At 49.0% G+C, this 12,441-nt stretch carries 11 protein-coding genes; all 11 read right to left on the bottom strand.

Features of this window, described 5'->3' with window-relative positions; genetic code table 11:
* Nucleotides 1-59 precede the first annotated feature (59 nt).
* The 11 genes from PXY01_RS06640 to PXY01_RS06590 all read right to left on the bottom strand — a co-directional run bounded on the left by PXY01_RS06640 (nt 60) and on the right by PXY01_RS06590 (nt 12,409).
* The gene (locus PXY01_RS06640; RefSeq protein ID WP_127568526.1) at nt 60-1,328 is read right to left on the bottom strand and encodes a competence/damage-inducible protein A; all 1,269 of its coding nucleotides are present in this window, start codon (nt 1,326-1,328) and stop codon (nt 60-62) included.
* A gap of 81 nt (nt 1,329-1,409) precedes the next feature.
* Nucleotides 1,410-1,985, bottom strand: coding sequence for a CDP-diacylglycerol--glycerol-3-phosphate 3-phosphatidyltransferase (gene pgsA, locus PXY01_RS06635; protein ID WP_127568524.1), 576 nt, complete (start codon nt 1,983-1,985; stop codon nt 1,410-1,412).
* Between the two features lie 114 nt (nt 1,986-2,099).
* Nucleotides 2,100-2,591: a YajQ family cyclic di-GMP-binding protein gene (locus PXY01_RS06630; protein ID WP_127568522.1), complete on the bottom strand. Its 492-nt coding sequence runs from the start codon at nt 2,589-2,591 to the stop codon at nt 2,100-2,102.
* Between the two features lie 148 nt (nt 2,592-2,739).
* Nucleotides 2,740-3,693 (bottom strand): helix-turn-helix domain-containing protein, encoded by a 954-nt coding sequence (locus PXY01_RS06625; RefSeq protein WP_127568520.1) that lies wholly within the window; start codon nt 3,691-3,693, stop codon nt 2,740-2,742.
* Nucleotides 3,694-3,756: 63 nt separating this feature from the next.
* A complete protein-coding gene (locus PXY01_RS06620; protein WP_127568831.1) occupies nt 3,757-4,521 on the bottom strand; it encodes a DUF3388 domain-containing protein in 765 nt (254 codons plus the stop codon).
* 188 nt (nt 4,522-4,709) lie between these two features.
* Nucleotides 4,710-4,958, bottom strand: coding sequence for a DUF3243 domain-containing protein (locus PXY01_RS06615; protein ID WP_127568518.1), 249 nt, complete (start codon nt 4,956-4,958; stop codon nt 4,710-4,712).
* 140 nt (nt 4,959-5,098) lie between these two features.
* Nucleotides 5,099-5,827, bottom strand: a complete 729-nt coding sequence (gene ymfI / locus PXY01_RS06610; RefSeq protein WP_127568829.1) for an elongation factor P 5-aminopentanone reductase — start codon at nt 5,825-5,827, stop codon at nt 5,099-5,101.
* Between the two features lie 17 nt (nt 5,828-5,844).
* A complete protein-coding gene (gene yfmH, locus PXY01_RS06605; RefSeq protein WP_373864277.1) occupies nt 5,845-7,146 on the bottom strand; it encodes an EF-P 5-aminopentanol modification-associated protein YfmH in 1,302 nt (433 codons plus the stop codon).
* A 3-nt stretch (nt 7,147-7,149) separates the two neighbouring features.
* Nucleotides 7,150-8,430 carry an EF-P 5-aminopentanol modification-associated protein YfmF gene (yfmF, locus tag PXY01_RS06600; protein ID WP_127568516.1) on the bottom strand — a complete coding sequence of 427 codons (1,281 nt, stop codon included), beginning with the start codon at nt 8,428-8,430 and terminating at the stop codon, nt 7,150-7,152.
* Between the two features lie 156 nt (nt 8,431-8,586).
* The gene (sleB, locus tag PXY01_RS06595; protein ID WP_127568514.1) at nt 8,587-9,363 is read right to left on the bottom strand and encodes a spore cortex-lytic enzyme; all 777 of its coding nucleotides are present in this window, start codon (nt 9,361-9,363) and stop codon (nt 8,587-8,589) included.
* Nucleotides 9,364-9,568: 205 nt separating this feature from the next.
* The gene (locus PXY01_RS06590; protein ID WP_127568512.1) at nt 9,569-12,409 is read right to left on the bottom strand and encodes an FtsK/SpoIIIE family DNA translocase; all 2,841 of its coding nucleotides are present in this window, start codon (nt 12,407-12,409) and stop codon (nt 9,569-9,571) included.
* Between the last annotated feature and the right edge of the window lie 32 nt (nt 12,410-12,441).

Genomic DNA, 12,441 nt, shown 5'->3' with positions numbered 1-12,441 from the left:
GCAAATGATCCATTCGCCACGGTTCTTCCGTCAACTTCTTCTACTATATCATGCTTGTATCATACTTGTCTAGATTGATCAACACTACGAAGCAAACGCCACAACCGATACAGCGCCGACTTTACGGCGCGTATCCGAATAATCTCTCTTGAACCGCTTAAATGCATCGTATGCACCTCTGCTGATTTGCCGCGCTCCGCAATCGCGTAATAGACAAGCCCGACCGGCTTACCCTCTGATTCAGCAGGTCCGGCAACTCCCGTTATCGAAACGCCGTAATCCGCGTCCGCAAGCTCTCTTATCCGCTCCGCCATTAGCGCTGCGGTCGATTCGCTAATCGCACCAGGCGCCCCCTGCCCTTCGAGCTGTGCCATCGGAATGCCAAGCAGCCGATGCTTCATTGCATTCGTATAGGTGACGACTCCACCCGCGTATTCACCACTGCTTCCCGGAATATTCGTAATGAGTTGCGCGAACAATCCGCCGCTGCAGCTTTCAGCGGATGCGACAGTGCGGCCAGAGGAGCGTAGTAGGCGAACAACCGCTTCTTCGAGCGGAATATCCTCTTGAGCATACAAATACTCCCCTACACGCTGCCGAATCTCTGCAACGGCTGCATCTAACTTAGCCTGCGCTTCTAATCCGTTAGATGCTTTAGTTGACAAGCGTATCGCCACTTCACCTTCCTTCGCGTAAGGAGCGATTGTCGGGTCCGTCTGTCCGTCAATAAGGTCAAGCAGCTTGTCCTCCAGCGTTGACTCGCCAATCCCTGCGAATTTCAATAGTCGCGAATATAGAGGTATAGACTCTCCCAGCTCATTCAAAAGCCACGTAAGCGCCGGACCTTCAAACATCGGCTTCATCTCGCGTGGTGGACCCGGAAGCAAAATATACCGTGTTCCGTCCACGCTAATTGCATTGCCGACCGCCAGTCCTGCATCGTTAAATAAAGCTTGCGCACCAGTAATGGTCGTCGCTTGCCTTTTGTTGCTTTCGACCATATGAACGCCGCGTGAATCGAAGAATGCCACGATCTTCGCCATCGAAGGCTCGTCATAAGTTAGCTCCAGCCCCAAGTAATTGGCCAGCACATCCTTGGTCAAATCATCCTGTGTCGGTCCTAGACCTCCCGTAAACACGAGCAGATCAGCACGGCTTCGCGCAGTTTCGATGGCGCTGCGAATACGGTGCGGGTTATCACCAACAACGGTCTGATAATAAACATCAATCCCAAGGTCCGCCAAGCGGCGGGATAAATATTGCGCGTTCGTGTTGACGATTTGTCCAAGCAGCAGTTCGGTTCCGACCGCAATCAATTCTGCTTTCATTCGGTTGCCCCTTTCACGTACTCCATGTAAAGCTGCATAGTAAAGGAAGGACATCTTCCAATAGGAAGATGTCCGCATTATTTAAGCAATCGGTATCAGATTCTTGTTCTTAATGAAGTAGTCAATGCCGGAATACACGGTAATAACAGCCGCAGCCCAGCTGACAATCAGATCGAACCGCACATCAATGAATGTGAATGGGAAATTGTTGAGCAGCAAAGCGATGATCATCGTAATCTGAACAGCTGTCTTCCACTTGCCCCATTTACTCGCCGCAATAACTTGATTCTCAAGCAAAGCGATTTGACGAAGGCCTGTTACCGCAAACTCGCGGCAAATGATGACAACTGCAATCCACGCATCCAGCTTGTCCATCTCCACAAGTGAAATTAGCACAGCGGCTACAAGCACCTTATCGGCAAGCGGATCGAGCAGCTTTCCTAGATTGGTTACAATCTTGTTCTTGCGAGCAATATAACCGTCCAACCCATCGGTACTGGCAGCGATAATAAATATTAATACAGCCACGATTTGGTTATATGTAATCGAAAAATCTTCAAAGCGGATTGGCTTTACATCCATATTCACCAGCAGAAAAAACATAATGATTGGCACGAGAAATATACGCGCCAACGTAATTCGGTTCGCTAAATTCATGACTATCCCCCAAATCTGACTGCGACAAGCTATCGAATAAAGTATAATACATACCCTATGACGTGTCAAAATCAGACGATCACGCCATCAAACTCAACTCTTGCGCTCATCCCATTAACGAAAGTTTGTAAATTGAAGCTCTAAAGGCAGGTCCGCACCGCGAAGCATCGCGATCACCGCTTGAAGATCATCCTTGCTCTTGCCGGTTACACGAATTTGATCACCTTGAATTTGGCTTTTAACTTTCAGCTTGGAATCGCGAATAAGAATGTTAATTTTTTTCGCAACGTCTTGGTCAATCCCGGTCTTAAGCTTAATTCGTTGTCTAACCGTCGATCCGGCTGCAGGCTCGATCTTGCCGTATTCCAGGTTCTTGATCGGCACACCGCGTTTAACCATCTTCGCAAGCAAAATATCAATCAACGCTTGCAGCTTAAAATCGTCGTCAGAAGCAACGACCAATTCCTCTTTCTCGAGTGCAATGCTGCTCTTGCTGCCCCTAAAGTCGAAACGAGTAGCAAGCTCCTTCTCGGCTTGCGTAATGGCATTATTCAACTCCTGCATGTCTACTTTCGAGACAATATCAAATGCATTCTCATTACTCATGTCCGTCATCGCTCCTTATAACGTTTAACATTAGCTTCATACGTTTGTAAGACCTACACTATTTCTTGTGCCGTATTATAACTGAAACGTACGGCAAAGAAAAGGCGTGCGCTCCTTCGCGGGCGTACGCCTTGTCGGTTGTGCTATGTTAATTAGTAGAAAGTCCTTCATTGCTGTTAACCGTTCCTGTATTGCCACCTTCAGTACCGCTGGCATTGCCCGTCGTTCCCGCTTCAGCTGTTACTGGATTAAACTGCATCTTCTTCGTGCTCGTACGGTTACCATCTTCCACCAAAACACCGTCGATAGTAATTTCAACCAGATCGGCACGGCCGACATTCACGTATAGCGGTTTATCAAGCGTGTACGTTTGTTCTGTGCCATCCGTCGCATTTTTATAAAACAGCTTATTGCCTTGATTACTGTTCTCGCGAACCTCCAGCCAGTTCGTGCCGCCTTTGATCGAAATTTTCAACGTATGTGCTCCAGCAGGTCCAACATCATAATGGTCAACTCGGCCAGACTTATGCGACAGCGTAACCGTCGTCTGCTGCGGAGGGGTTGTGTCGATTACTTGATCGTTCGTAGGCGTATTATTGTCTGGAGTCGTCGTATCTGGAGCGGATGGCTGCTGCTCCGGTTCTTTAGGAAGCTCTGTCGAATCGGTAATTTTGGTCTGATCATCTGCCTTCGATACGTCATCGCCATCGTTGTTCTTGATCGCATATATCCATACGACAGCCGCAATGACGACAATGAATGACAGCATGATGCCTGTAAATCCGAATTTGCTCCAGCGGTCCGAAGATGTTTGCGACGCCTTCCGCGGCTGTCTGACAATCGGTTCAACTACAGACTCAGGCGCAGCTTCAGGTATCTCGTGTTTATACAGTCGAAGCACGTCATCAGGATCAAGACCGACCTCTTCGGCGTATGTCTTCACAAACGCACGAACATAAAAGGTGCCCGGGAGCACTTTATAATCACCTGACTCAATCGCTTCCAAATACCGTTTGCGAATTTTCGTTGCTTCCTGTATATCATCGAGCGAAAGTCCGCGTTGTTCCCTAGCCTTCTTAAGCAATTCACCCAATTCAGACATACCTTCACCTCCTGATGTTCATCTTTTATTCATCTGCCCGACCTTTGCTTAGTATCTATAATCCTAAAAATCATGTATGCTGTTCGTGATCGCCTCATACGATATCTCTTCATCCGGCGTATTACGCAATTCGATAATTGTATCAAAAGTGCTGTAATCAAAATGGGATTCTTGAACAAAGATATCCGGGTGCTCAATAATCTTCGTTGACGGCATGGCCATCAGCTCTTGAATCAGGGCATAATGCTTCTCATTGGAGCGCATTGTGCTGACGATACCATCAATGATGAATATACTATTCGGATTCATCTCTTCTTCAGATAGTTGACTGCGCACCGTCTGTCTTAACAGCGTGGAGGATACGAATGTCCAGCGCTTGTTCGAGCATACGCTGCCCGCAATAATGGATTCCGTCTTGCCTACGCGAGGCATCCCGCGAAGCCCAATGACTTGATTACCTTCCCGTTTAAAAATTTCCCCAAGAAAATCAACAAGTACTCCAAGCTCGTCACGCGTAAACCGAAACGTCTTCTTATCGTCCGAATCTCGTTCGATGAACCGTCCATGCCGCACTGCGATGATGTCGAGAAGTGTCGGAGGGCGTAGTTTATTGACCGTAATATAGTCCATCTTCGCCAGCATTTTACCGAGAAGATCGATCTTTCCATCGTCATCTGTCTCCAAAAGCATACCGCGAGTCCGATCCTCAACACCGTTAATCGTTAAAATGTTAACGCTCATCATCCCGAGTAGAGAAGCAATGTTACCAAGCAAACCGGGACGATTCTTATGTATCTTGTACTCCAAATACCACTGCCGCTTTTCCATCATTCCACCGTCCCCTATGCCTTTCGTACTACAAATTTTAATTCTACAATTTTCGCCACTTTCCTGCAAGTATACTATCGTAATATTGAAAAGAATAAATCAGGAAGTGCAAGCGATCGTCACCGAAAACGGAACCAAAAAACGATTCGCAGAAAAGCCCCCGTGAAGGGAGCCTCTCTGGCTTGCGTTTACTTGTCTACGAGCTTACACATAATTCGTGCAAGCGTTTTGCGTTCATTCTCGTCGCCTGCGTCCCATAAGTCTTTCAGGACTCGCTGCTCCTCATTCTTCGGATCGACGCGTTCATCAAGGAAAGAACCAATCTCATAAGCGAGATTCGCAATCGTATCCTCCGAAAGTCCCATTTTCTTACCTTGTTCCAAACGAGCGGCTAGAAACTGTTTCCACGATTCGAAATTAGAAAGGACGGTTGACACGGTTGTACGCCTCCTTCAATTGTTGAATCACCTTTGGTGTTCGTGAACAACATTTGTAGTGTGCGTAAGTATTCGCCCTTCTATACGACGATTAAACGATTTGTAAAGTTTTGAACCAGTTGCGCCGCGAATCGATTCACTTAAGTCATCCATCCGCCGTTAGGGCTGATGATCTGTCCGGTGATATATGCCGATTCCGGTAAGGATAAGAAATAGACGAGCGAGGCGATTTCATTAGGCTGAGCGAATCTTCCTATCGGAATTTCCTGTTCCAGTGCCTGCTTCTCATCTTCGTCTAGCTTATCCAGCATTACGGTATCGACAGCTCCCGGTGCAACAGCATTTACCGTTACGCCGGATGGAGCCAGCTCTTTAGCAAGCGCTTTGGTAAAAGCGTTCATGCCTCCTTTGGTTGTGGAGTACAACACCTCGCATGAAGCGCCCGACATTCCCCATACGGAAGAAACGTTAATGATCCTCCCGAACCGCTGTCGAATCATGTCTCCCATGAACAACTGTGTTGTTAGAAACATTCCTTTCAGGTTGACATTCATAACGTCGTCCCATTCCTGCTCCGTGACATCCGACAGCATACCATAATGGGCGATTCCCGCATTATTGACGAGAATATCCGGAATCATGCCGTGGTCTGCCAGCTTGTCCTTCATACGCATAAGCTGCTCCTTCGAGCGCAAATCTGCCGATACGGTCATCACGTTCGAGCCGAGCCTCATACAGCGGCGCGCCGTCTCGTTCGCGGATTCATGGGATTGCAAATAATGGATCACAATGTTCATCCTCTCCGCGGCGAAGCGCTGCGCGATCGCAGCGCCTATTCCACGGCTTCCCCCTGTGATGAGCACCGTCATCTCATGAAGCGGCTTGCTCAACTGGATTGCTGCTCCTTCGATTCAACGATAGACACAGCCAGCTGGTTCCAGTCAAAATGCTCCCGAAGACGATCATTAACTTCAGCAAGCGTGACCTGTTCATAATGCTGCAGCTGAGAGAACAGGTCTCCGCCGCGAAACCGGTAACGAGTAAATTCTCCAGCTATTGCTTCAGGGGAATTAAGCATACGTAAGTAACCACCAATTTTCTTACGGCGTGCACGTTCGAATGCAGCCTCTGATATGCCGGAAGCGAGCAGCTTGTCGATTGCTTCGCGCACTTTCTGAAGAAGCGCATCCGGGTCCTTGGTCTCGCCTCCAATAACAGAGAACGAGTATTCAGGAGAAGCGTTGTATTCATGCGAGAATGAATCCGAAATCAATCCATCGTCATACAAAGCTTGATAGATCGGAGAGCTGGCTCCGAGCACCGCATCGAGCATAATACGAGTAACGGCCTCTCGCTTTTGCAGAACCTTTCCTGTAAACCCGACCTTCGTCTCCTTAAAGCCGAACATACATTTCGGCAGGGAGACCGGCAAGTTAATGACTCTTCTTGTCTCTTTCACAGAAGCCGGTTCAGGGTCGAACGAACGAATAATCCTCCCTTGTTGAGGGAACGACTTGCGCGCCTGGTTCTGACGTACAAGCTCCAGCACTTCCTTCGCATTGACGCCTCCGACCACGAATAGAATCATATTCGTCGGATGATAGAACGTTTCATAACAGCGGTATAACGTTTCTTTGTCGATCTTGTAGATCGACTCAACCGTTCCTGCAATATCAATATGGATCGGGTGTGCGTGATACATTGCATCGAACAAGCCGAAATATACGCGCCAATCCGGATTGTCTTGATACATTTGAATTTCTTGCTCGATTATCCCCTTCTCTTTCTCCACGTTCTCATCCGTGAAATACGGGTTCTGAACGAAATTGAGCAGCGTCTCCAAATTAGCTGGAATCTGTTCTGTAGCTGAAAACAAATATACGGTGCGGTCAAAGCTCGTATAAGCGTTAGCGGATGCCCCTTGCTTTGAGAACGTAGCGAAGATATCGCCTGTCGGTTCTTCAAACATTTTGTGCTCCAAGAAATGGGCAATACCATCAGGTACGCGAATGAGTGGAGTCCCTTCGACGCCAAAGCGGATATCGACAGAGCCGTACTTCGTGGAGAAGGTCGCATACGTCTTCTGGAACCCTTCCTTCGGCAGTACGAATACTTCTAAGCCGCCTGGCATCACTTCCCGATACAGCGTTTCTTGAACGCCCGGGTAGGACAAGGTTTCAATTGGCATCGGTTAAGCCTCCTTCCTATCGCGCAAAAAGTAAATCGTATCAAGCTGAATCCCTTTCGCAACCCGTACAACATCGTCAATGGTGACCGATTTCACCTGTTCGATTAGCTGCTCCCTGGTACGAGTGCTTCCAGAGAATAAAGCGTTGAAATCGTAGCCGATCATTTCATAAGCGGAGTCCTGTATTTCCCGCACATGATTAAGAAGCATCGCCTTCGTCTGATCGACCTCAAGCTCGCTAATTTGACCAGCCTTAATATCCTCTAGCTGCTTACGAATAATCTCTACTGCCTTCTCGTACTTGTCGATCTCAATGCCCGATTGAATCGTCATTAATCCCTTATGGCCATCAAGACGAGACGACGCGTAGTAAGCCAAGCTCGCTTTCTCCCTAACATTAATAAACAGCTTAGAATGCGGATAGGCACCCAACACGCCATTATAAACAAGCAGCGTCGCATAATCATCATCCGCATACGCAATACCCGTACGAAGACCGAGATTAAGCTTACCTTGCTTAACGTCCATCTTCTCAACAACCGTCTTCAGTTGACCCGCCTCGGCCCGAACCGGCGCAGCCTTATAAGTGCCAGTCTCACCTGCAGGGAGCTTAAACGATTCCTCAACGAGCGACCGGACCTCCTCGTAAGTCGTATCTCCGGCCACATACAAATCGAATACCGCTTCATTCATCCATTCATGATATCTCTCATATAACGATTCCGCCGTAATACTAGGCAGATCGGCGCGATTCCCAAGCGCATGCAGCCGATAAGGATCACCCTCGCACATCTCTTCAACGCACCGCTCTGCTGCATAACGAATTTTATCGTTAATAATCGATTCCAGACGCTTGCGAAGCGTATCACGCTCCGACTGCACATACTTCGTTAGAAAATGACCATTCTCCAGAGCAGGCTCAGTCACGACCTCTCCCATATACCGAAGCGAAGCGGCGAGCAGCGACTGGTCGGTTTTAACGAACACATCATTAATAACATCCATTCGGAACTGGATAAATTGATTGTCGCCCCGCTTAAATACGTCAAACCCAAAGCCTGCGCCATACAGATCGTCCAGCCTTTCACGCAGGGCGATTGTTTCCGGTGTCCGACTCGTACCTCTGCGCAGCACGAAAGGCAGCAGCGCTGTTGCCGTGACACGATTCTCCTCCAGTGGAATGCCGGCGTACAACGAAATCGCGAATGTTTTGAACCTTTTGGTCGGCATGACATGCAACCGGATTCGGTTCACCTGTCCGCGTTCGAATTTGGTGGAACTCATCCTTCCAGCCCCTTCCCTATCAACAGCTAAATTCAACGGTGTCCAATAGTCAATCTATTCCAAGCAGCCTTATTCAATACCATTCTACCGGATTGGAAAAGGCAGAAGCAACCTGCGCCTAATACGGCGGGCTGCTTCTGACTGTGCTGATCGTTGTTACATACAAAATATATGTTTGCCAATCGTCTTCACCTGCGGCCTCGACCAAATCCATTTGGACGTTGCCGTCGACGGGTTGAAATAATAGATGCATCCGCCGCTCGGATCCCAGCCGTTAATGGCGTCCTGAACCGCCTGCTGCGCTCTCGCATTCGGCGTCAAATAAATTTGGCCGTCAGCTACAGCCGTAAATGCACCCGGTTGAAAGATAACGCCTGATACAGAGTTCGGAAAGCTAGGCGATTTCAGCCGGTTAAGTATGACAGCAGCGACTGCTACTTGTCCCTCGTAAGGCTCGCCTCGTGCTTCACCATATACGGCATTGGCCATAATTTTAATATCGTTAGCCGTCAGCCCAAGCTTGTTAGACTTACCAATTACGCTTGCGCTTCCGGCAGATGTTGCTTTCTCTCCGCCGGACGATTTGGCGGGAGCTGTATTACCCGACGGTGCCCACTTCTTCGTCGCCTCCCACAGCTTGAGCTTCGATTTCGCCCCGACAATACCGTCCGCCTTCATACCGAACTTCCATTGAAACCATTTTACGGCATTAAGCGTAGCTGAACCGAATTGACCGTCGACGGGTCCGTTATAGAAGCCGAGATATTTCAGTCTTCCTTGCAGCTCTAACACATCCTTGCCGGAGGAGCCTAGCTTGATCGTCGCGCTGCTGAACGTTTCTTCGGTTTTGCCATGGTCCGAGAACCGCAGCGAGTAAGTGCCGAACAGCAGCAGTACGATCACTACCGTCATCCAAATCAAGCGATTTCTCATAGGTCGGATCTGCCTTTCTCATGCTAGTTAGTTCGCTTATCAAGCGTATCCTGTCGGTAGTATGAGAAACGGAAGGATATTCTATTCACGGAAACCGAGTGCATTCATAATGTGTCAATGGGACGGCCGAGCAACAAAAATGGTGATGCAGGAGTGAACTCCTGACACCACCATTGAATAAATTGCAGCAGACTTCAAGTGGGTCTTATCCGCCCGTACGACTGCCAGGGTAATCCTGAGATATAAGCACCTCTCGAGGCTTACTTCCTTCATAGGGGCCAATGATACCTTTAGCTTCCATCTGATCAATGAGACGTGCAGCTCGCGTATATCCTACCCGCATTCTGCGCTGCAGCAAAGAAACGGATGCCTGCTTCGCTTCGACGACAATTTGAACCGCTTGATCGAACAGCTCGTCAAGCATTTCATCATGATCGCTGCTTGACTCTTCAATCTCGGGTACAAGCTCCGGCTTATACTCCGCCTCACCCTGGGAGCGCGCAAATGAAACTACCGCCTCCACCTCAGGATCCGATAAGAATGCGCCTTGAACCCGAATTGGCTTCGACATTCCGACCGGCAGGAACAGCATATCTCCCCGCCCAAGCAGCTTCTCCGCTCCAACCATATCGAGAATCGTGCGGGAGTCGACCTGGGACGAGACGCCGAAGGCAATGCGAGAAGGAATATTCGCCTTAATGACGCCTGTAATAACGTCAACCGATGGACGCTGTGTCGCGATAATAAGATGAATGCCAGCAGCCCGCGCCATCTGGGCAAGCCGCGTAATCGAATCCTCAACATCATTCGCCGCAACCATCATTAAGTCGGCAAGCTCATCGACGATTACGACAATATACGGAAGTACAGCTGCTGGATTGGATTCCATCAACGTGTTATAGCCTTCGATGTTGCGAGTACCCGATTTCGAGAACAGCTCATATCGTTTCTCCATCTCGACGACGATCTTCTTTAGCGCCAGTGACGCCCGACGAGGGTCGGTTACAACCGGCGCCAGCAAATGCGGAATGCCGTTATACATATTAAGCTCGACCATCTTCGGGTCGATCATCATAAACTTCACTTCATCCGGCTTCGCCTTGAATAAAATGCTTGTAATGATGCCGTTGATACAGACCGATTTGCCTGAGCCGGTTGCACCTGCTACGAGCAAATGGGGCATTTTGGCTAAATTACCGACAATCGACTGGCCTGATATATCCCGTCCGAACGCGATGGACAGCTTGGAGCTCGAATTCTGAAAAGCCGCTGACTCCATCACTTCCCGCATTGTAACGACCGATACCTCTGAATTCGGAACCTCGATGCCGATAGCCGACTTACCAGGTATAGGCGCCTCCATCCGAATATCCTTGGCGGCAAGCGCAAGTGCAATATCGTCTTGGAGACCGACAATTCTGCTGACCTTAACACCCGTGGCCGGCTGCACCTCGTACCGCGTAACCGCTGGTCCTTGTACGACATCGAGCACTTTCGCTCGTACGCCGAAGCTTTCGAGCGTCGCCTCCAGCTTGCGCTGCGACTCGATTCGGTCTGCACCGTCTGCTCCTTTGGAACCGCCTGACGGCTTAGCAAGCAGCGACAGCGGAGGCAGCTTATACGGCTTCGGCTTCGGAATCGCTTGCTCATCTGCTTCGTTTTGTAATAACGAGGTTGTACCGACATCAGATTCCATGCCTATAGCAGCATGATCCTCATCTTCCGCAACATCCTCTAGCAACTCCGAATCAGCAGTATTTGGCGGTCCCGACGATTCGATCTCATCATCTCCGTCCTCAAAAGCGGGAGACAAGGAAGATGGAGATACCCGCCCTCTCTCGCTGAGAGCTTCGTTCAACTGATCGTCCACATCCGCATCTTCATTAAATTCGCTATGCTCTTGCATCCACGGAGTAGCCTCTTCGCTATCATCGCTATGCAGGTCCATATCATGCGATGCTAGTTGAGATGCCGCTTGCTCTTCACTCTCATTCCCTTGCACAGCTTCAGCCGCTCTTGTCGCACCCGGCTTACCAGCTCGGCGAAGCATACGGCTTAGCAGCGATTCATTCTGTGAATCAGAAGCAGCTTCGTCATCCGTCTCCTGCTCTTCCGCACGACGATTCGACTGCAGCCGAACAACAGGTGTTCTCGTACGCGAGTGCTTCTCTTCTTCCTCGTAATCCAAGGTCCATTCGTTGTCTTCTGACGGCTGATGATTCGGCGCTAGAGGCTGTTCTCTCATCCAAGGGAACAAAAGCGTACGCCGGTTGGACACTGCTGCTTCTTCATCGAAGTCTTCATCCTCATCCATATCATCGATCGTTCTTCGAGCAAGGGACGAGCTAGTCGCTGCGTGACCATTAGACCGTGATGAGACTGCGACAGTACGCGGACGCCGCCCTGCATATTTAGCTCTGAGCAGTATTATCAATCGACCGATGCTTTTACGTACAGCACCGAGTATATCCACATAAGAACGCCCTGTAACAAGCATAAGTGCAATCAAGTACATGACAATCATTATAAACTTCGAGCCGTAGTTGCCGAACAATGTATACAGTATCGTATATTGTACGGCTCCCACATATCCGCCAGCGATGTCTCTATTCATTATAGGACCACTTGGCGCATCAGGAGACAGCAATTGACCTTGAAGATCGCTACCCAATTGATGAAGAATATCACTCGCCTTCAAATCGATTGCGCTTTCAACCGGATCGAATTTGCGGCCAATTTCGGCTATAGAGCTTGATAATGTTAACGCCAATACGAGCACCAGCAAGCCTGTCTTACGATTCGACCAGCCCTTAGGCCATGCTCTCTTCACCATGACGGCAAGCCCTACATAAATGCCGACAAGCGCTATGACAAAATAAAATTTACCAAGCATGAGTCCGAACAGCTTCGACAGCGATCTGCCAACTGCCGCTTCCCCAGATAAAGCAATTACAGACAATGTAATGAGCAAAATGCCGTAAATCTCATACTTTAAGCTTTCGCCGATCGATTTGCTTCGTCTACGTTTATGTTTTCGTTTCGCCATCCTGCTCACCTCTAATATATTATTATATCATA

This window comes from Paenibacillus xylaniclasticus (genome assembly GCF_004001065.1).
Taxonomy (GTDB): Bacteria; Bacillota; Bacilli; order Paenibacillales; family Paenibacillaceae; genus Paenibacillus_T; species Paenibacillus_T xylaniclasticus.
The sequence above is the reverse complement of the archived record's forward strand: the minus strand, read 5'-3'. Positions and strand labels throughout refer to the sequence as shown.